The organism is Streptomyces sp. NPDC058000 (genome assembly GCF_042886435.1).
In the GTDB taxonomy this organism is placed as follows: Bacteria; Actinomycetota; Actinomycetes; order Streptomycetales; family Streptomycetaceae; genus Streptomyces.
In genome coordinates this window covers 25289-46460 of record NZ_JBHVQS010000047.1, presented here as the reverse complement: position 1 = coordinate 46460, position 21172 = coordinate 25289, and the positions used below count along the sequence as shown (strand labels likewise).

The 21172-nt window shown below is 74.9% G+C and carries 12 protein-coding genes; 7 read left to right on the top strand and 5 right to left on the bottom strand.

Features of this window, described 5'->3' with window-relative positions; all coding sequences use genetic code 11:
* Nucleotides 1-28: 28 nt before the first annotated feature.
* The 7 genes from ACFVT2_RS32250 to ACFVT2_RS32220 all read left to right on the top strand — a co-directional run bounded on the left by ACFVT2_RS32250 (nucleotide 29) and on the right by ACFVT2_RS32220 (nucleotide 13169).
* On the top strand, nucleotides 29-364 hold the full coding sequence (locus tag ACFVT2_RS32250) for a hypothetical protein (protein WP_390023650.1): 336 nt from the start codon (nucleotides 29-31) through the stop codon (nucleotides 362-364).
* Nucleotides 361-750: a GPW/gp25 family protein gene (locus tag ACFVT2_RS32245; RefSeq protein ID WP_390023648.1), complete on the top strand. Its 390-nt coding sequence runs from the start codon at nucleotides 361-363 to the stop codon at nucleotides 748-750. Before ACFVT2_RS32250 ends, ACFVT2_RS32245 begins: the two co-directional genes overlap by 4 nt.
* On the top strand, nucleotides 750-4094 hold the full coding sequence (locus ACFVT2_RS32240) for a putative baseplate assembly protein (RefSeq protein WP_390023647.1): 3345 nt from the start codon (nucleotides 750-752) through the stop codon (nucleotides 4092-4094). Before ACFVT2_RS32245 ends, ACFVT2_RS32240 begins: the two co-directional genes overlap by 1 nt.
* On the top strand, nucleotides 4091-8134 hold the full coding sequence (locus ACFVT2_RS32235) for a putative baseplate assembly protein (protein WP_390023645.1): 4044 nt from the start codon (nucleotides 4091-4093) through the stop codon (nucleotides 8132-8134). The genes ACFVT2_RS32240 and ACFVT2_RS32235 overlap by 4 nt, the downstream gene beginning before the upstream one ends.
* On the top strand, nucleotides 8131-10356 hold the full coding sequence (locus ACFVT2_RS32230) for a hypothetical protein (RefSeq protein ID WP_390023643.1): 2226 nt from the start codon (nucleotides 8131-8133) through the stop codon (nucleotides 10354-10356). The genes ACFVT2_RS32235 and ACFVT2_RS32230 overlap by 4 nt, the downstream gene beginning before the upstream one ends.
* 111 nt (nucleotides 10357-10467) lie before the next feature.
* Nucleotides 10468-12108 (top strand): DUF6519 domain-containing protein, encoded by a 1641-nt coding sequence (locus tag ACFVT2_RS32225; protein WP_390023641.1) that lies wholly within the window; start codon nucleotides 10468-10470, stop codon nucleotides 12106-12108.
* Complete coding sequence (locus ACFVT2_RS32220; RefSeq protein WP_390023639.1) at nucleotides 12108-13169, top strand: peptidoglycan-binding protein; 1062 nt, start codon at nucleotides 12108-12110, stop codon at nucleotides 13167-13169. The genes ACFVT2_RS32225 and ACFVT2_RS32220 overlap by 1 nt, the downstream gene beginning before the upstream one ends.
* 657 nt (nucleotides 13170-13826) lie before the next feature.
* Here ACFVT2_RS32220 and ACFVT2_RS32215 read toward each other — a convergent pair.
* From ACFVT2_RS32215 to ACFVT2_RS32195, 5 genes are all read right to left on the bottom strand, one after another.
* On the bottom strand, nucleotides 13827-14957 hold the full coding sequence (locus ACFVT2_RS32215) for a hypothetical protein (RefSeq protein ID WP_390023637.1): 1131 nt from the start codon (nucleotides 14955-14957) through the stop codon (nucleotides 13827-13829).
* Nucleotides 14958-15048: 91 nt separating this feature from the next.
* Nucleotides 15049-15933 (bottom strand): hypothetical protein, encoded by an 885-nt coding sequence (locus ACFVT2_RS32210; RefSeq protein ID WP_390023635.1) that lies wholly within the window; start codon nucleotides 15931-15933, stop codon nucleotides 15049-15051.
* A gap of 134 nt (nucleotides 15934-16067) precedes the next feature.
* Nucleotides 16068-17258 (bottom strand): VWA domain-containing protein, encoded by a 1191-nt coding sequence (locus tag ACFVT2_RS32205; protein ID WP_390023633.1) that lies wholly within the window; start codon nucleotides 17256-17258, stop codon nucleotides 16068-16070.
* Nucleotides 17255-19951, bottom strand: a complete 2697-nt coding sequence (locus ACFVT2_RS32200) for a DUF5682 family protein (protein WP_390023631.1) — start codon at nucleotides 19949-19951, stop codon at nucleotides 17255-17257. The genes ACFVT2_RS32205 and ACFVT2_RS32200 overlap by 4 nt, the downstream gene beginning before the upstream one ends.
* Nucleotides 19948-21075 (bottom strand): AAA family ATPase, encoded by a 1128-nt coding sequence (locus tag ACFVT2_RS32195; RefSeq protein ID WP_390023629.1) that lies wholly within the window; start codon nucleotides 21073-21075, stop codon nucleotides 19948-19950. Before ACFVT2_RS32195 ends, ACFVT2_RS32200 begins: the two co-directional genes overlap by 4 nt.
* Nucleotides 21076-21172: the final 97 nt, after the last annotated feature.

Here is a 21172-nt window from a genome sequence, read left to right as displayed (position 1 = left end):
CGGGAATCTCCTTCACGGCGGATTAGCCATGGGGTGTCCGCACGGCGGACGGGTGGTGCCGGTCTCGGCCGGCGGTGGAGTGGGTGCGGCGGTACGGATCGACGGTGCGGCGGTGGCCACCGCCGCGGACCTCTTCGTGGTCAGTGGGTGTGCGCAGGTCGTGGCGGGGCGTCCGCAGCCCTGTACCAGCGTGCGGTGGATGCCGGACGGCGGTGGTCGGAACGTGTGTGTGGACGGTGTGCCGGTGCTCCTGGACACGACGGCGGCGATGTGTTTCAGCGCCGGGCTGGTGCCGCAGGGCCCGCCGGTCGTGGCCGCCGTCAACCAGGTGAGCGGACCGCAGCAGGGGGTGACGAGCCGATGAGGGCGACACGGCAGGTACGGCGTACCGATATCGCCTTTCCGTATCGCGTGGACCGGCGGGGGCGGACCGCCCACGCCCGTTATGACGCGCATGTGCGGGATCTGGTCGAGCAGTTGCTGTTCACCAGTCCTGGCGAGCGGGTGATGCGACCGGATTTCGGGTGCGGACTGTTGGATCTGGTCTTCACGCCGAACAGTCCGGAGTTGGCCTCCGCCATCGAACTGTCCGTGCAGGCGGCGCTCCAGCGCTGGCTGGGCGAGCTGATCGAGGTGGAGTCGCTGGACGTGGTGAGCGAGGAGAACGTGGTGCGGGTGTCTCTCCAGTACGTGGTCCGCGCCACCGCCAGCCGTCGCGATGAGGTGTTCGAGGGGCGGGGGGCGGAGTGATGAGCAGCGGTACCCGAGCGGCCGGGGTGAGCCGGCGGGAGCGGATCAGGGAGGCGCGGCGCAATGGTGTGGACGCGGTGGAGGTCGCCGAGGACGGGCGGACGCTGACCGTCGCCTTCCTGGGGAAGGCGCCGCACGGGCTGCGTCCGGAGAACGTCCGGATCGACGGCGGGCGGCGGATCACCGGTATCGAGGCGCTGGAGATCACGGTCGAGCGGGAGGAGGATCCCGAGCTCGACGACCGGCTGGTGGTGGTGCTGGACCGGGCCGGTGACTTCTCGTCCTACCGGCTGTCGGTGGTGGAGACCGATCCGTACGGGCGGCCGGGCACCGAGCCGTTCCCGGGGTTCGACCAGCGGTATTTCTCGGCGGAGTTCTCGTTCCGGCCGAATTGTCCGACCCCGTTCGACTGCCAGGACGGGAACGGTGGCGGCGACGGGGACGACCACCGCGGTGGGGCCGGGCGGCTGCCGGCGGCGTTCCGGTCCGCGCCCGTCATCGACTACACCGCCCGGGACTACGACACCCTCCGGCAGGTCGTCCTGGACCGGCTGCGGCTGACGACCCCGGAGTGGGTGGAGCGGAACCCCGCCGACCTCGGCACGACGCTGGTCGAGCTCCTCGCCCACACCGCCGACCAGATCAGCTACCAGCAGGACGCGGTGGCGACCGAGGCGTATCTGGACACCGCGCGTCGCCGGGTGTCGGTGCGGCGGCACGTGCGGCTGATCGACTACCCGATGCACGACGGGTGCACGGCGCGGGCGTTCGTGACGGTGGAGGTGGTGGCGCCGCTGACGCTGCTGCCGGGGACCTTCCGGTTCGCAGCCGTCGACCACCGCACTCCCCCGGACCCCCACGGGCCGCGGGACCGGCCGGAGATCGGGTCGGTGATCGACGACGGGGAGCTGGCCGTGCTGGCCGAGCGAGGGGCGCTGGAGGTGTTCGAGCCGGTGGTGCGGGACGTGCCGCTGCGGCTGCTCCCCCAGCACCACACCATCCGGTTGTGGACGTGGGGCGGGGAGGTCTGCGGACTGCCGAAGGGGGCGACCGCCGCCACCCTCGCCGACGGTTGGGCCGATGAGGACGACGGGCGGCGGGAGTTGGCGTTGGCCCCCGGTGACCTGCTCCTCTTCGAGGAGGTGAAGGGGGTGCGGACCGGGACGCCGGGCGATCAGGATCCGACGCACCGGCAGGTGGTGCGGCTGACGTCCGTCACCCCGGGCGTCGATCAGCTCGTCGGGCAGCCGGTCCTGGAGGTCACCTGGGCCGCGGAGGACGCGCTGGCGTTCCCGTTGCGGCTGGCCACCCGCGGCGGCCGGGACTGTGCGCCCGTCGAGGACGTGAGCGTGGCGCGCGGCAACGTGGTGCTGGTGGACCACGGGCGGACGCTGGACGGATACGGGGACGGGGACGCATACGGGGACGGGGACGAGGGCGACGGGCACCTCGTCGAGACCGTGCTCGTTCCGCCCGTGCCCGCCGTCCTGGAGTCCTGCGGCCCGCCGGCGTTCGGCTGTTGGGACGGTGGGCACGGCGGACACGTCGGCAACACAGTGGCGCAGTTGGTGAACGACCTCATCGACCGGGCGGAGGGCGGTCGGGAGCTGTCGCCCGACGACGTCCGGCGGCTGTTCACCGCGGTGGGGGAAGAGGCCGCCGAACGGGCCGGCATCGGGCTGGAGTCGGCGGGGCTGCGCGCCGAGCGGGTGGTACCGGGGACCGCGTACGCGCAGGCCGCGGCGTTGCGGACGCTCCTGGCGCAGTCGGTGTACCCGGGGATCGTGCCGCGGTTCCGGCCGGTGTTGGGCCGTTCGCCGGTCGTGCAGGCGGTGCCGTTCCCGCAGCCGCGGTACATCGCGGCCGGGCAGGCGGAGCGGCTGGCGGCGATCCCGGAGCGGGTGCGGGAGCGGCTGGTGGAGCTGTGGCGCGGCGCCCGGGACCGGGACGGGCTGGACGAGGCGGAGATCGCCGAGCTGACCGTGCTGTTCGGGCTCAAGGTGGTGGAGCGTCTGGAGCTGGCCCGGCATCCGGTGCGGGCGCTGCGGGAGTTGCTGCACCGCAGCCCGCAGTTGCTGGACGGCAAGCTGCGCAGGCTGGCGGTGCTGGCGGCGCGAGCGCGGGCAGGAACGGTGCTGGACGGGCGTACCGCGTGGGAGGTCGCGCAGACCTGGGGGCCGGCCTACGCGGCGGGGCTGCACCCGGACGAGCCGGTGCTGCACGGCCCGGCGGCCGCCGTCCTTCAGGACCCGCGGGAGGCCCTCCCGGCGATCCGCCTCCAGGAGGTCACGGACGCCAACGGAACTGACGGGACTGACGGGTCGGAAAGGGCAGACAGGTCAGACGAGGCCGGCAGGGCCGCGGACGCCATAGGCGGCGCAGCGGCCGGCACCGCCTGGCTCCCCCGTCGCGACCTGCTCCGCAGCGGCCCCCGCGACCGGCACGTCGTGGGCGAGCTGGAGGACGACGGGCGGCTGGCGCTGCGGTTCGGCGACGGGCGCTACGGGGCCCGGCCGACGCCCGGCAGCCGGCTCGCCGTCCACTACCGGATCGGCGGCGGTACGGCCGGGAACGTCGGTGCCGAGTCGATCGGCCATCTGGTCCTGCGGCGCGACCCGGAGGAGTCGGAGGCCGCGGATCCGCTACCGGTGGCCGGGGTCCGCAATCCGCTGCCCGCGGTGGGCGGCACGGAGCCCGAACCGGTTGAGCAGGTACGGCAGTTGGCGCCGCTGGACCTGAAGCGGACCCGCCTGCGGGCGGTCACCGCGGAGGACTACGCGGCGCTGGCCGCCGGTCTGCCGGGCGTGCAACGCGCGGCGGCGGAGATCCGGTGGACCGGCAGCGTCCATGAGGCGCACGTCGCCCTCGACGCGTACGGGACCGAGGACCCTCCCGCGGCCCTGCTGGACGCCGTCGGTTACGCGCTGGAGAGCTACCGCCGGATCGGGCACGACCTGGTGGTGCAGCCGGCGCGCTGGGTGCCGCTGGACGTGGCGCTGGAGGTGTGCGCCGAGCCGGGACACCAACACGGGCAGATCCTGGCCGAGTTGTATCGGGTGCTGGGCGGCCGGGCGCTGTCCGGCGGTCGGCTGGGCTTCTTCCATCCGGACGCGCTGACGTTCGGGGAGCCGGTGCGGTTGAGCCGGTTGGTGGCGGTGGCCGCGGCGGTGCCGGGCGTCCGGAGCGTGGTGGTGAGCCGGCTGCGCCGGATGTTCCATGAGGACCAAGGGGAACGGGAGGCGGGGGTGCTGCGGCTGGGGCCGTTGGAGATCGCCCGCTGCGACAACGATCCGGACCGGCCCGAGAACGGCCGGCTGGTCATCGAGCTCGGGGGTGGGCGATGACGGAGCACGAGACGGCGGGTGGGGGCACCTCCCGCTGGCGGGGAACCGGGAGTGGCGACGGGTGCGGCTGCGGCTGCGACGCGGGCGGGGACGGGGGTGGGCACGACGAGCGCCGCGCCGATCCCGCGCTCTACAACCCGCCGGGTCGTACCGCCCTCGCCTACCGGGTGGGCGACCACGGCGCGTTCCTGGCCGCGATGCTGGACCGGCTCGCCTCGCCGGCGTATCCGGCGCTGCGCGGCCTGACCGTCCGCACCCCCGACGACCCGTCCATCGGGCTGCTGGACTCCTGGGCCGTGCTCGGTGACCTGTTGACGTTCCACAGCGAGCGGATCGCCGACGAGGGGTATCTGCGGACCGCCAACGAGCACCGTTCGCTGGCGTTGCTGGGCCGGCTGGTGGGGCACCGGCCGCGGCCGGGGGTCGCCGCCGACACCCATCTCGCCTACGTCCTGGACCGTGATCCGCGGGCCGGGGACCTGCCGGTGGTGATCCCGCGCGGGGCGCGCAGCCACAGTGTGCCGGCCGGATCGGACGAGGAGTCGCAGACCTTCGAGACCGACGAGGACCTGACGGCGCGCTGGGCGTGGAACGAGCTGAAGGTGCGGCACCGCCGGCCCGCGCTGCTGACCGCGGACGATCTGAAGAACCGCCCCGAGCTGCTGGTCGCGGGGACGTCCACGGGGCTGACCGTCGGCGACCGGCTGCTGTTCGACTTCGGGGCGCAGCGGGTGCTGCTGCCGGTGGCGTCGGTGCGGTCGGACCGCACGGAGGACGTGACCGGGCTGGGGCTGCCGAAGGCGGCGCCGGCGTCGCTCCCGGAGTTGGTCACCGAGCTGCGGGCGTGGATCACCGAGCCTCCGCTGTCCACGGACCCGGACTATCCGCCGCCGGCCACACCGCAGGCTCCAAATCCCCGGCCGGTGAGCCGGTTCATCGCGGATTTCGACGGGCAGGTGCTGGCGCCGCTGCGGAAGGACCTGGACGGGATCGCCACCCCGGACGCGTTCGTCGCGCGACTGGCCGGGCCGCACGAGCGGCTGGCGGAGGCGCAGGCGGTGGCGGCCGGCTACCCGGAGGTCGTGGCGTGGTTCGAGGAGCTGCAAGCGGTCGTCGGTGAACTGGCGCGGCGCGCCGGCCAGTTGGCCGGGGAGGCACCGGAGCCGCCCGCTCCGGGGTCGGGGAGCACGGCCCCGACCGCGGGCCCGACCGCGGACCCCACCCGGTCCCCCGCCCCCTCCCCGGAAGCGGCCCCTCCCCCGGTCCCCGCCGCCCTCGCCGCCCTCGCCGCCGTCCTGCCGGCGTTGCGCACCCGGGTCGTCCGCCCGCCGTCCGCCGCCCGGGAGGCCGCCGGTGATCCCCGGCGGGCGTTCGGTGCCGGCTCGGACCTGGGCGCGCGACTGCTCTCCGCGCTCGATCCACGGGTCGCCGACGGCCTCTACCCGGCGTGGCGGCGGGCGGCCGCGCCGCCCCCGGCTACCGGCGCGGAGACGCCCGGGAGCACCGGGAACACCGGGAACACCGGGAACACCCGAAACGCCGGGCAGACCGGGACGACCGGGCAGGCCGCACCCCCCGCGCAACCGCTGCTCCGCGCCCTCCTCGCCATGCGGGTCACCGCCACCCCGTTCGGTGCGACGGCGCCGCTCAAGTCCGTACAGGACGACCGGGGCCGGGTCATCAGGACCGCGGACTGGCCGGTGACCGGGGCCGCGCTGACCACCGTACGGGTGGTGTTCGACACCGCGGGGAAGGTCCCGGTGCGGGCCGAGGTGCAGCACGCCGAGACCGGCAGTTCGGATCAGCGGGCGGAGAACCTGCCCGCCGACACCTCCTTCGCGCTCGGCCCGGGCCGGGTCGAGCTGCACACCCGCACCGGCCCGGACCACGACCTGAGTTGGCTGGGCCGCCGCCCGGTGGACTCGCAGGAACCGGGGGTCACCGCCCGGCTGCTGGCCGGGCTGCCGGAGCGGACGGTGTTCGTGTCCCGGCCGGCGGAGGACGGCCGGGTGCATGTCGCGGTCGACAACGGGAGCCCGCAGTCCTGGCAGTTGGCACCCGGCGAGCACCGGCAGGTCACCCAGGGCGAGTACGAACTGCGGGTGCGGGTGGCGTCCGGTGGTGAGCCGCCGGGCGTGGAGATCGGGATCGCGACGGTCCCGAAGCCGTCCGACCGGCACGCGCTCGCGCTGGACGCGGTGTACGACGGGATCACGGTCGGCAGTTGGGTCGCCATCGAGCGGCCCCGCAAGGGCGCGGACGGCCCGGACGGCATCCCCGGCGACAAGAAGCTGGCGTTCGTCACCACCCGGGTCACCGCGGTCCGCACCGCGGTGCACACCCAGTACGGGATCACCGGGCGGGGCACGGTCCTCACGCTCGCCGACCCGTGGCTGGACGAGCACGACGTCACGCTGGACGCCATCCGGGACACCACCGTCCACGCCGCGGGCCAGGACCTGACGCAGGCGGACGACCCGGTGGGCGAGGACGTCCACGGCGACCGGCTGGAACTCGCCGCGCTGTACGACGGGTTGCACCCGGGCCGCTATCTGGTGGTCTCCGGCGAGCGGACCGACATCCCCGGGGTGACCGGGGTGCGTGGCACCGAGCTGGCGGTGATCGCGGGCGTGGAACAGAGCCTGGATCCGACGCTGCCCGGGGACCGGGTGCACACCACGCTGACCCTGACCCGCAATCTGTCCCACCGCTACCTGCGGGATTCGGTGCGGGTCCAGGGCAACGTCGTCCCGGCGTCGCACGGCGAGAGCCGCGACGAGGCGATCGGCAGCGGTGACGCGGCGCGCGCCAACCAGACCTTCGCGCTCTGGCAGTCCCCGCTGACCTGGCTGCCGTCCGACAATCCCCTGGGGGCCGTCCCGCAGTTGGAGATCCGGGTGGACGGGCTGCGCTGGCACCCGGTGGACAGCCTGGCCGGCCGCGGCCCCGACGAGCGGGTGTACGTCACCGGGACGGCCACCGGGGGTGCCTCCGGTACGAGCGGGGCCGAGAAGGGGGGCGGGCGGACGACGGTGACCTTCGGCGACGGGGTGCACGGCGCCCGGCTGCCGACCGGCCACGACAACGTGCGGGCCCGCTACCGCTTCGGCACCGGCCGGGCCGCCGACGTCGCGGCGGACCGGATCACCCAGGCCGTCACCCGCCCGCTGGGCGTCACGGGCGTCACCAACCCGCAGCCGGCCACCGGCGGCGCGGACGCGGACGGCCCGGCGCTGACCCGGCGCACCGTTCCGTTGGCGGTCTCCGCCCTGGACCGGCTGGTGTCCCTGGCGGACTACGAGGACTTCGCGCGCTCCCGGGCGGGCATCGGCCGGGCCGCGGCCCGCGAGGTGTTCGACGGGCGGCGGCAGGTACTGCACGTGACGGTGGCCGGGGTGGACGACATCCCCATCGCGCCGGACGCGGAGGTGCTGCGGGCGCTGCGGTCGTCGCTGGCGGAGTACGGGGACGGCCGGCTGCCGGTGCGGGTGGACGTCCGGGAGCCGGTGCTGCTGCTGTGCGCGGCGAAGGTCAAGGTGGCCCCGGATTACGCGTGGCCGCTGGTGGCACCGCGGGTCCGGGCGGCCCTTATGGCGCGCCTCGGCTATGACGGGCGGGAGCTGGGGCAGCCGGCCCAGTTGTCGGAGGTGCTGGCCGCCGCCCAGGCGGTGCCCGGGGTGGACTACGTGGACGTGGACGCCTTCACCGGCGTACCGGCGTCCGTCACCACGGAGGAACTCGCCGCGCTCACCGACGCGTTGGCGGAGCCGCCGCGGACGCGGGTGGCGGCGCGGCTCGCCCGGTACGACGAGCGGATCCACGAGGTGCCCGCGGACGGCGAGGAGACCCTGACCTCCGTCGCCGCCCGGTACGGCATCTCGTTGGCCGAACTCCTGCGCCTGAACCCCGACCTCACCGACACCCGCCCGCTGTCCAAGGGCCGCGCGGTCAGTGTCTTCCGCGGTATCCGGCCGGCGCAGCTCGCGCTGTTCTCACCGCGGGTCGCGGACACGCTGATCCTGACCGAGGAGATCCGATGACCACCAACAGGGAGCCGGACGGGCTCGCGGAGCTGCTCCCGCAGTGGCACCGGCTGCGGGACTCCGAAGACCCCGCGCGGGGCGAGCCGCTGCGGGCACTGCTGGCGGTGATCGCCGAGCAGGTCGACCGGGTCCGGGACGGCGTCGCCCAGCAGTACGACGACTGGTTCGTGGAGAGCGCCGCCGAGTGGGTGCTGCCCTACCTGGGCGATCTGGTGGGCTACCGCCCGCTGCCCGGCTACGAGCGGGTGCTGGCCACCGGACTGCGGGACGGCGGACTGCCGGACGCCTCGCGGCGGCGGCTGGCGGAGGCGCTGGCGCCGCGCCGCGATGTGGCGGCCACGGTCGGCAACCGGCGGCGCAAGGGCACCCTGGCGCTGCTGGAGGAGCTGTCCGAGGGGGTGGCGGGCTGGCCGGCGCGGGCGGTGGAGTTCTCCCGGCTGGTCGCGCACCAGCAGCCGGTGCGGCTCTACGGGGCGGCCACCGAGGCGGCCGACGCGCGGCGGCGCGGAAGCGGCCGGCTGGTGGACGTCCGGGACGGTGCGGCGCTGGACCTGGCCGGTGGGCCGTTCGGTACGGTCGCCCGCTCGGTGGACGTCCGACGCGTCAACTCCCGCCGCGCGCAGGGCGGTTACTCGCCCGCCGGGGTCGGCCTGTTCGTCTGGCGGCTGAAGCCGTACGCGGTGACCCGGGCGCCGGCGTACTGCATCGACCGGGCCCGCAGCCTCTACACCTTCTCGATCCTGGGCAACGACACCCCGCTGATCACCCGCCCGGAGCCGGAGCCGTCGGCGACCCACCTCGCCACGGTCGACAACGTCCCGGCGCTGATCACCCGCCGGCAGCTGCACGACCGGCTCGCGGACTACTACGGGCCGGGCAAGAGCTTCGTGATCCGGCGGGACGGCGCGGACCGGCCGGTACCGCTCGCCGACGTCGTCGTCGCCGACCTGGGCCAGTGGCGCTACCGGCCCAAGCGCGGGCAGGTCGCCGTCGACCCGGAGCTGGGGCGGATCGCGTTCGGGGCCCGGTCGGCGCCGCGGCAGGGCGTCTGGGTGGACTACCACTACGGGTTCGGGGACGACCTGGGGGGCGGGGAGTACCCCCGCGAGCGCGACGAGACGGGGGTCCCCTCGGCCGACGGCCGGGGGAGGTCGACCCCGCCGGACGCCGCCGTCTACCGGGTCGGTCCCGACGGGCCGTTCCGGCGGATCATGGACGCGTACACGGCCTGGCAGCACGACCGGCGGGCCGGCCGGTGCGGCCCCGACGGCCTCATCGAGATCACCCACAGCGGCGCCTACCAGGAGCAGCTGGACTTCGACCTGGAGCCGGGCGACCGCCTGGAGCTGCGCGCCGCCGAGGGCACCCGCCCGGTCATCCGGCTGCTGGACTGGTACAGCAACCGGCCGGACGCGCTCAACATCCGTGCCGCACAGACCGCATGCGCGCCCGGTGAACGGCCTCGGATGGTGCTGGACGGGCTGCTGGTCGCCGGCCGCGGCCTCAACGTCACCGGCCCGCTGGGGTCGCTGGTGCTGCGGCACTGCACCCTCGTACCGGGCTGGTCGTTGGAACCGGAGTGCCACCCCGCCTCCCCCGAGGAACCGAGCCTGGTCCTGGACCGCACGACGGCCTGTGTGGAGATCGACCGGACGATCCTCGGCACCATCGAGGTGATCGGCGACGAGGTCGGCACCGATCCGCTCCCGATCCACCTGCGCGACAGCATCCTGGACGCCACCGGCCCCGACCGCGCGGCACTGTCGGCGCCGGACTGCCGCCACGCGCACGCGGAGCTGTCCGTGCACCGGAGCACGGTCCTCGGCGAGGTGCACACCCACGCGGTGCGCCTCGTCGAGAACAGCCTCTTCACCGGGCGGCTGCGGGTGGCCCGGCGCGGGGTGGGCTGTGTGCGGTTCAGCTACGTCCCGCCCGGGTCGCGGACCCCGCGCCGGTACCGCTGCCAGCCGGACCTGGCGGGCCCCGGCGGGGAAGCCGCCCGGGTCCGGCCCCTGCTGCGCAGCGAGCGCTACGGGACGCCGTGGTACGGGCAGTTGGCGGCGGGCTGCGCCGAAGAGATCGTCCGCGGTGCGGAGGACGGCGCGGAGCTGGGCGCGTACCACGACCTCTACCTGCCGCAGCGGGCGGACAGCCTACGGGCCCGGCTCGCGGAGTACACCCCGGCGGGATCCGACACGGGGATCGTGTTCGCAACATGACCCACCACCCACCCCACCCGCCCGCCGAACTCCCGGCCCGCGGCGGCCACTTGCGCACCACCACCGCCCACCACCGACCGTCAAAGCTTCCGTACGAGGGGGACCCCTTCCATGCACGCTGACCTCTCCCGCATCACCTACCGGCCGGAGCGCCACTACTCCGCGGTGGTGGCGCAGCAGGGCCGGGTCCAGCTGGACGCCGACGCCAACGAACAGACCGCGATCCAGCTGTTCCAGGCCCGCACCCTGGCCGCCGACCTGATCGGACCGCACGGCGGACCGCACGGCGCCACCGGCTTCAAGATCGACCTCCGGGGCGGCCCGCGCGAGTTGGACGACCTCGTCATCCGCGGCGGCCGCTACTACGTCGACGGGATCCTCTGCGACGCCACCCGCCCGAAGCCCGGTACACCGGTACCGACCGCCACCGGCCACAAGGAGGGCGACGAAGAAACGAGCGCCCCCACGGGGAACGCGGACGCCCCGGCCGAGCCCGCCGCCCCCGACACCTGGACGTACTGGGACCAGCCGGACGGCTTCCGCGACCCGGAACGCCCCGGCGACCGACTGCCCTCCCGGTTCCCCTACCTGGTCTATCTGAAGGTGTGGGAACGACTGGTCACCGCCGCCGAGGACCCGGCGCTGCGCGAGGTGGCGCTGGGGACCGCGCTGCCGGACACCGCGGCCCGCACCAAGGTGGTGTGGCAGGTGCTGCCGCTCCCGGCGTCCGCGCTGGGCCTGGACGGCGACAACCCGCCGGCCGACGACATCCGCACCGCCTTCGACCACTGGGCGCAGAAGACCGCCACCCCCGACTGCCGGCTGGCGGCGCGCAGCGAACGCCCCGACCACGCCGACGACGACCCCTGCCTGGTCGCCCCCGAGGCCCGCTACCGCGGCCCCGAGAACCAGCTCTACCGCGTCGAGGTGCACGACGGCGGCACCGCCAAGGACGCCACCTTCAAGTGGTCCCGGGAGAACGGCTCGGTCACCTTCCCGGTCGACGAACTCGACGGCACCTGGGTCGAGTTGGCCTCCCTGGGCGGCGACGAAAAGCTGTCGCTCCAGGTCGGCGACCTGGTCGAGTTCGTGGACACCGGCTACACCAGCCGGGGCGAGGCCGCCCCACTGCTGCGGGTGGAGGAGGTCGACCTGCCCGGCCGCCGGGTGCGCCTCTCGGACGAACCGGCCCCGCACGTGGGCCGGCGGCCCGAGCTGCATCCGTTCCTGCGCCGCTGGGACCACCAGGAGGCGGGGAGGAAGACGGTGCGCCGCGGCGACCGCCCCGGCCGGCTCCGGCACGGCGCGATCCCGGTGGAGGAGGGCGACTGGCTGCCGCTGGAGGACGGCGTCGAGGTGTACTTCGAGGCCGGCCGCACCTACCGCACCGGCGACTTCTGGCTGATCCCGGCCCGTACCGCCACCGGCGGCGTCGAGTGGCCCACGGACCCGGCGCGCCGCCCGCTGCTCCAGCACCCGTCCGGGATCGCCGTGCACTACGCGCCGCTGGCCTGGGTGCACGGCGAACAGGCCGTGCCCGACCTGCGGTTGGCGTTCCCGCGGCTGGCGACCGGCATCCCCGCGGCGGACGACGCGGCGCTGGCCGCCGAGGCCGCGGCGGAGGCGGCGGACGGCGGCGAACCGGGGACGCTCTCGGCCGGCGCGGCGGGCGGAACCGGCCCGGCACGGCCCCGGTCGCAGACCACCGCGGAGGCCGAAGCGCAGGTGGACGAGACCGGAGAGGCAGGCTGATGGCCACCCCGCTGACCGGAAGCCAGCTGCTGGCCGCGCTGCGCACGGAGGGGCTGGTCATCCACGAGGTCCGCGACTGGCGCCGGCACAACCGGAACACCAAGGGCGCCTGGGGGCCGATGAACGGGGTGGTCGTCCACCACACCGCCACCGAGGGCACCGACACCTCGGTGGACCTCTGCTACGACGGGCGCCCGGACCTGCCGGGGCCGCTCTGCCACGGCGTCATCGACAAGGCCGGCGAGGTGCACCTGGTCGGCAACGGCCGCGCCAACCACGCCGGCCTCGGCGACCGCAACGTCCTCCAGGCGGTGATCGACGAGGAGGAACTCCCCAAGGACCGCCTCGCCGACACCGACGGCAACCGCCACTTCTACGGCTTCGAGTGCATCAACCTCGGCGACGGCCAGGACCCGTGGCCGGAGCCGCAGTTGCTGGCGGTGGAGAAGGCCGCGGCGGCGATCTGCCGGGCGCACGGCTGGGGCGAGCGGTCGGTGATCGGGCACAAGGAGTGGCAGCCGGGGAAGATCGACCCGCGCGGCTTCACGATGGACCTGCTACGGGACCGGATCAAGGACCGACTGTCCCGTCCCCCCGAGGGCCCGGTCCCCCAGGATCCGGCCACCCAGCAGCAGCCTGGCGGAACCGCCCCGGACCCGGCGAACGGGGGCGGCGGCAGCGGCGCCGGGGTCGGTGGCGGTGCTGGTGGCGTGCCCGGTGGCGGTGGCGGTACCGCTGCCGGTACCGACGGCGCCGGGGTCCCCCCGGCCACCCCACCCATGCCGCAACACCCACCCTACGAGCCCTTCCCCGGCAGCGAGTTCTTCCGGTCCGGCGCCCGCAGCCCGGTGATCGCGGCGATGGGCGAACGCCTGATCGCCGAGGGCTGCGACCACTACCGCCGCGGCTCCGGCCCGGACTGGAACGACGCCCACCGCAAGTCCTACGCCTCCTGGCAACGCAAACTCGGCTTCCACGGCAAGGACGCCGACGGCATCCCCGGCCGCATCACCTGGGACCGCCTCCACGTCCCCAACACCCACCCCACACCCAACACCTAGACCCTGGGCCGCCGTTAGGCCCGGACCCACCATTAGCCCCTGACCTCTGGCCCGTAGCCCTGGCCCTTGCTCGAAGCGCGGGGCCGGGGACGGGGCCGGGGCCGGGGCCTGCTGACCGGGGCCGAATCCGTGCCCGAGATCGAATCGACCACCAACGCAGAAACGGCCACCAACACCACACGTTGGTGACCGAATTGATCGATCTCGCCCGGGACTTCGCCGCAGCATCCCCCTCCGGGACCGGGGCCAGAATCGAGGCTGGAACCGAGGCCGGGGCCGGGGCTGGAACCAGGGCTGGAACCGAGGCCGAAGCCGGAACCTAGACCGGGACCGGGACCGGGTCTGGGGCCGATACCGGGAATACCTCCCCCGCCCCACCCGTTGTGGCCCCGCAGGGGGCCCGCGCATCCCCTAGGGAATCCGTTCCCCTCCCACCTACGGGAAAAGGCCCGCCCCCACCCAAGGGAAGCCGCCCTTCCCGCCTACGGAAAAGGCCGGGTGACCCTCCCCCACAGAGGGCCACCCGGCGTCTTTCACTGGGCGGGGTGAGGTGATCCCCACATCACCCCGTCCGCCTCATCCGGCATCCCGGGTGCTCGGGTTCCGACCGCCGCCGCGGCCGGTCACCGGTGCACCCCGTGCGGTCTACCGGACGGTTCAGAGGCCCTGCACAGGGAGGGCGGGCACCGCCGGGATGTTGGCGGCGTTGGTCAGGTCGGCCAGGTTGGCGGGCACGGCCGGGGTCAGGGCCTTGGCGCCGGCGACGGTGGTGGTCGCGGTGCCCTTGCCGTCCGTCACCACCACGGTGACCAGGCCCTGCGCGAACGGCGCGGCGTCGCTGCCGACACCCTGCGCGAGCCCGGTGGCCTGCCCGGCAACACCCTGCGCGAACGGCACCGCCGAACCCTGGGCGTTCTGCGCGAAGAGCTGGACGCGGCCGCTGACGACGGTCACGAACGGGGTGGCCTGGCCCGCGGCGTCACCGGCGAGCGCACCGACGTGGCCGACCGCGCCCTGGGCGACCGGCAGGACCTTGGCGACCGCCCGACCGGCGACCGGCGGCAGCACGTCGGCGGAGGTGCGGTCGACGACCGGACGCGCGGTGGCCAGGGCGCCCTGGGCCTGCTTGGTCAGCTGCTCGGGACGCAGACCCGCACCGGCGAGACCGGCCAGCAGGTTGTCGGCCGAGCCCGGGGCCTTGGGCAGACCGGGGGTCTTGGGCAGCGCCGGGACGCCCGGGAGGCCCTTGGGCAGACCGCCGGGCAGCTTGGCGGCGGGCACGCCCGGGACGGCGGGCAGCTTCGGCAGGGCCGGCAGCTTGCCGTTCACCAGCGCGCCGGCCTTGCCCAGGTCCGCGGTCTTGGCGACCTTGCCGACCTGCTTGACGGCCTTGGTGGCCTGCTTGGTGTCAACGGCCTTCTGGACGTCACCGGTGTTCACGCCGGACAGCCCGGCACCGCCGACGAGCCGACGCACACCGTCCACGACGCCGCCGGCCTGCGGCAGCTGACCGGTGGGCAGCTGACCGGCCGACACCCCGCCGCCGAGCGCCCCGGTCGCCTTGCCCGCCACTCCGCTCACGGTCTTGGTGGCGGTACCGGCGGCCTTCTGGACGGTGCCGGTGACTGCGCCGGTGGGCAGGTGCTGGGCGGCACCGGTGACCGTGCCGACGGCCGGCAGGTGCGGGGTGGCCGGCAGCTCGGCGGCGTTGGCGGCGACGGAGCCCAGGGCCCACAGGCCGGTGGCGGTGGCGGCGACGGCGATGGAACGGCGGATGTTCGAGCGCATGGTGGTGATGTCCTTCGAATTCGTGAGGTTCAACGGGCAGACCTGTGCCACCCCCGCGCGGCAGGTCTTTCAGACGCGGAGCGGGTCTGCCCTAGCCGGGGAATTCGAGGATTTCTTCGGCCCTGCGGCGCGTCGGAGCGCCATCGGCCGTACGGACGCCACCGGGCAGCAGCCGGAAGCGCGCGGAGTCCGCCGGAACGGCGGCGTACTGGTCCCCACCACGGGGACCGTGACCGCCGCCCGCGGTGTGTGCGGGCGGTGCGGCCGGGCCCTGCGGGCCCTGGCCCGGCAGGCCGTGGTGGCCGGCGTCCCGCTGCGGATGGGCAACGGGGCGGGGCTGTGCGGCGGCCGGGTGGTGCGCTGCGTCACCGCAGTGCGCCGGACGGAACAGGTGCGGCGCACCCGGACCGTCGCCGGTGGGCGTGGCCCCCGGGCCGGTCGCGGCGCCACCGGGCACCCCGCCGTGCGTGGGCGTGCCACCGTCGCCGGGCCGTCCCGGGTGGGTGCCGACGGGGAGGTGGACGGGCAGCGCACCGCTGACCGTGTCCCCGATCCCGCCGATCCCCTTGACCACACCGGTCACGCCGTCCATCGGGCCGGTGAGCCGGCCGGTGACCGGTGCGGCGGCCTGCTCGGCGGGGCGCACCGCGCCCTCGACCTCGGCCGCTGCGGTGTCCGTACGGCGGGCGAGTGAGGTGCCGTGCGCCGCGCCCTGCCGCGCCAACGCGTCCCCGGACTCCGGCAGTCGGCCGGTGTGCTGCGGGGTGCTGGCGTGGTCCGGGGCCTGGGCCCCGGTCAGGGCGGCCGCGGCCGGGTGGCCGTCGGCGGGCGTCCGGTCGGCGGCGTGTGCGCCGGTTCCGTAGGCGACGCCGAGGAGGACGAAGCCGATCAGGAAGAGCCCCGCCAGCAGCGCACGCCGCACGGCCACGGTGCGCGGCAGGCGCACAGCGGCAGGCGTGGCGAACACAGCAGACAAGGAGGGGACCTTCCCAAACGGACGGGGACAGCCGGGCGCACTGCCTCGGTGTCGCACCCGTCACGGGTGATCGAGCGATGCCCTGATCCTTGCACGACCCGCCAGGTGCCACGCAAGTCCCCCCGGGATTCCTGTCACCGTTGCTCCGCCATGTCCGGTATGGGCAGTGGTCTTTTCTCCAGCGCGGCCGCCATCACGTCCGGGAACAGCTCCGGTGTGCAGGCGAACGCCGGTGCTCCCAGGGCCGCGAGGGCCGCCGCATGATCCCGGTCGTAGGAGGGCGCCCCTTCGTCGGAGAGCGCGAGCAGGGTCACGAACTGCACCCCGGACGCCTTCATCGCGGCGACGCGTCCGAGCATCTCGTCGCGGATCCCGCCCTCGTAGAGGTCGCTGATGAGGACGACCACTGTGTCGGCGGGGCGGCGGATCCGCGACTGGCAGTAGGCCAGCGCCCGGTTGATGTCCGTGCCGCCGCCGAGCTGGGTGCCGAACAGCAGGTCCACGGGGTCGTCCAGGTGGTCCGTCAGGTCGGCGACGGCGGTGTCGAAGACGACCAGGCGGGTGTCGAGGGCCCGCATCGAGGCGAGGACCGCCCCGAACACCGACGCGTACACCACGGACGCGGCCATCGATCCGGACTGGTCGATGCAGAGCACCACGTCCTTCTTCGTGGACTGCGCGGCGCGCCCGTATCCGATCAGCCGCTCGGGGACGACGGTGCCGTGCTCCGGGAGGTAGTTCTTGAGGTTGGCGCGGATGGTGCGGTTCCAGTCGATGGCGCGGTGTCGTGGGCGGCTGGTCCGCGCGGCGCGGTCCAGCGCTCCGGTGAGCGTGGCCCGGGTGCGGGTGGCCAGCCGTTTCTCCAGCTCCGCGACGACCTTGCGGACGACCGCCCGGGCGGTCTCCTTGGTGGTCTCGGGCATCACCTTGTTCAGCGACAGCAGCGTGCCCACCAGGTGGACGTCGGCCTCGACGGCTTCCAACATCTCGGGCTCCAGCAGCAGCGCGGAGAGTCCCAGCCGGTCGATGGCGTCCCGCTGCATCACCTGGACCACGGAGGACGGGAAGTACGTCCGGATGTCGCCGAGCCAGCGGGCCACTTGGGGCGCCGACGCGCCGAGCCCGGCCGCCCGGGTGCCGCCGCCGTCGCGCGCCCCGTGGCCCGCCCGCTGGTGCTGGCGCTGTCCGTAGAGCGACTCCAGCGCCCCGTCCATCGCGGCGTCCTTGCCGCGCAGTTCGCAGCCGGTGCCGTCCGCGCCGGCGCCGCCCAGCACCAGCCGCCAGCGGCGCAGGCGCTCCGCGGCCGGATCGGTCGTGGTGGTCATCTCCCCACTCCCCTCAGCTCGTTGATCCGTCGTCCTGCCGGGTCGGGGCCGTCACCGGTCTCCGCGCCCCCGTCCCCGTCCCAAGCCCCGTCCCGATCCCCGTCCCCGTCTCCTGCCCCGTCCTCGTAGCCGTGCTGGGGTATGCCCAGCAGGAGCCGGAGGGTGGGGAGGACGGCGGCGGCGCGGTCCCGGTCCAGGCCGGGGCCGAAGCCGGGCGCCGCCGCGTCGGCGGGGCCGGCCGCCGGCTGACCGGGACCGCCGGTCGGGCCGCGGCGGACCAGTTCGCCGAGGGTGCGGCGGACCCCGGTGTCGTACGCGGCGAAGGTGCGTCGCAGCAGCGGCAGGACGTCGGTGAACGCGGTGTCCGGTACGCGCGTCAACCAGCCGTCCACCAGCGCCAACAGCCGTTCGTCGTGGAGCAGCAGCAGGCCACCGTCCTGGCCGCCCACGAAGCCCTCGATCCAGCCGGCGGCGTCGGCGGGCGGGGTGCCGGGCGAGAGGGCGAGCGCCATCAGCCGCTCCGCGCCGTCGTCGGGCAGTCGTCCGTCGTCCAGCAGCAGCCGGGTGGCCCGCCCACGGAGCAGCCCGGGAACGGTGTCCCGTTCGGTGAGGGTCCGGAGGACCGCCGTCCAGCGCTCCCGCAGGGGCACCACCGTCGGGGGCCCGCCGGGCGTGCGGGCCGGCGCCCCGGTCTCCGCCGGCGCCTGCCCGAGAAGGCCGACGGCCTGGTGGGTGGCGTCGAGGTGGCCGCGCAACTCGGCCGCGCCGTCCGCGTCGAGGCCCGTGCAGGCCGGGGGCAGTCCGACGAAGATCCGGTCGGCCAGGCCCAGCGCCACCTCGCGGAGCACCCCGGCGTCGGTGCCGCGGACGTCGCCGTAGCGCACCGACCGGACGAGGGCGGGCAGGGCTTGGGCGAGGCGGCCGACGTCCGCGTCGAGGGCGGCGCGGTCCGCCAGCACCCGCATCACCACCGGCAGCGCGTCGGGCAGCGCGGCGAGCAGGCAGCGCTCGGCGAGCGTGGTGACCTCGGTGAGCACGGTGGCCGCCGCGGCATCCGCGGCGGCCTTGGCGGTGGCCGCCGCGAGCACGGTGGTGCCCCAGATGCCGGCCTCCGCGACCCGTACGGACAGCTCCGGCTCCCAGCGCAGCCGCCAGGTCTCCCGGAAGGTGCCGGTGCTGCCCCGGGAGCGGGTGGGCTCGCCCCAGGGGATGCCGAGCAGTCGCAGTCGGTGCAGCAGTCGGCTGCGGCCGGCGTCGGTCTCCTTGCGGAGGTCCAGCTCCACCTCCCGCTCCGCCGCCTCGGGTTTGAGCCGCAGCGTCCGCTGGCAGCGGGCGAGGTCCCGTTGGAGCGGGACGGCCGGGGCACCCTCGGGCACCTGGCCCAGTACCTCGCCGACCACCAGTCGGTCGCGGATCAACGCGGCCGGCACGTCGGAGCCTTCGGCCATGACGGCCCGGACCGCGTCGTCGAGCTCGGCGAGGCCGGCCAGGGGGCGGCCGCGGACCGCGGCGAGCCCTTCGGCGAGCCGCACCGCCTCGATGACGTGTGCCGACGAGACGGCGTAGTCCTCCTCGCGGAGCAGCCGGGCGGCCTTGGTCAGCCAACGCTCGACGGGGCGGTCGGGGGCGTCGAAGAGGTGGCCGTACCAGCCGGGCGAGGTGATTCCGGCGCCGTATCCGCTGCGTCGGGCCAGCCGCCGGTGGGTCCACGGCACCCAGGTCAGTGCCGTCTTCACCTTCGGCAGGCCCTTGAGGAGTTGCCGGTCGGCGGCCACGGTGGGGTGCGGGCTCGCTCGGAGCGGCGAATGCGGGAGGGCCAGCGCGGGGAGGTGCCAGGCCCCGCAGACGACGGCGACCGGGTCGCCGAACTCCCGGCGCGCGGCGCGCAGTCGGAGCCGCATGTGGGCCTCCCGCACCGGGTCGCGGCCGTGGCCGCCGTCGCCGTACGCCGCGCGCAGCGCCGCCATGGCCTCGGCGAGCGCGGCGAACGGAGCCAGTGCGTCCGCCCCGGGCCCTCCCCCGCTCTCGGCTCTTCCCCCACTCTCGACTTCGTTCGAGCGGGGCGACCCCCATGCACGGGAGGTACCGCCGTCCCCACGGTGCTCGACGACGTCCTCCCACCACCGTTCGGGATCGTCGTGACCGGCGGTCTCGGCGAGCACCCGGAGGGGGTCCAGCCGCACGGCGTCCAGCGCGCCCGCCCCCTCCGCTTCCCTTTCCGCCTCCCCGATTTCGACCTCCCCGCGCGCCTCTCCCCGCGTCGCTCCCTTGCTCTCCCCCTTGCTCTCTGCCTTGCCCTCTCCCTTGTGCTCCCTCTCCGTCTCCTCGTCCGGCTCCTCCCCCGTCTCCTCGTCCGGCAGTGCCAGGGTGTGCGCCGCCGGAAGGTCGATGAACCGCACCGGAACGTCGTGTTCCAGCGCCCAGCGCAGCGCCACCCACTCCGGGGAGAAGGCGGCCAGCGGCCAGAACGCCGCGCGGCCGGGGTCGTCCACCGCGTGCGCGAGCAGGGCGACCGGCGGCCGCATCTCCGGGTGGGCGGCCAGCGGCACCAGGTCGTCGGCCTCCGCCGGCCCCTCGATCAGCACCGCGCGGGGCGCGCACTGCTCCAGCGCGGCCCGCACCGCCCGCGCCGAACCCGGGCCGTGGTGCCGCACCCCCAGCAGCACCGGCCCGGTCCCGCTTCCGCCGGTCATGCGCTCACCTCCCGGCAGGCGCGGTAGAAGTCCTTCCAGCCGTCGCGCTCGCGCACCACGGTCTCCAGGTACTCCTGCCAGACGACGCGGTCCGCGGCCGGATCGCGGACCACCGCGCCGAGGATCCCGGCGGCCACGTCCCCGGCGCGCAGCACTCCGTCGCCGAAGTGGGTGGCCAGCGCCAGGCCGTTGGTGACCACCGAGATCGCCTCGGCCGTGGAGAGCGTCCCGGACGGCGACTTGACCTTGGTGCGGCCGTCGGCGGTGACGCCGTCCCGCAGCTCCCGGAAGACCGTCACCACCCGGCGGATCTCGTCCATCCCCTCGGGGGCGGGCGGAAGTTGGAGCGCGTGTCCCATCTGCTCGACGCGCCGCGCGACGATGTCCACCTCGTCCTCCGGGGTGGCGGGCAGCGGCAGGACGACGGTGTTGAACCGGCGGCGCAGTGCGCTGGAGAGGTCGTTGACCCCGCGGTCGCGGTCGTTGGCCGTGGCGATCAGGTTGAAGCCGCGGACGGCCTGCACCTCCTGCCCCAACTCCGGTATCGGCAGGGTCTTCTCGGACAGGATGGTGATGAGGGTGTCCTGGACGTCGGCCGGGATCCGGGTCAGCTCCTCGACCCGCGCGGTCATGCCCTGCGCCATCGCCCGCATCACGGGGCTGGGCACCAGGGCCTCCCGGCGGGGGCCGTGGGCGAGCAGCTGGGCGTAGTTCCAGCCGTAGCGGATCGCTTCCTCCGGTGTGCCGGCCGTGCCCTGCACCAGCAAAGTGGAGTCGCCGCTGACCGCCGCCGCCAGGTGCTCCGACACCCAGGTCTTCGCCGTGCCGGGCACCCCGAGCAGCAGCAGCGCGCGGTCGGTGGCGAGGGTCGTCACCGCGACCTCGATGATCCGCCGCGGGCCGACGTACTTGGGTGTGATGACCGTGCCGTCGGCGAGCGTGCCGCCGAGCAGGTACGTGGCGACCGCCCACGGTGAGAGCCGCCAGCGCTCCGGTCGGGGCCGGTCGTCGGCCGCCGCGAGCGCCGACAGTTCCTTCGCGAAGGCGATTTCGGCGTGCGGCCGCAGCACCTCGCCGGCCGCGCCGCGGGCATCGCCCGCCGTCGTGATGTCGTTCTCGGACATGCTTCCCCCTCGTCGCACGGTGTGCGGCCGGCACCCCGCGGAGATCCCGCCGGCCGCTTGCGGTTCCAAGCCTGCACCAGACCACTGACAATTCCCC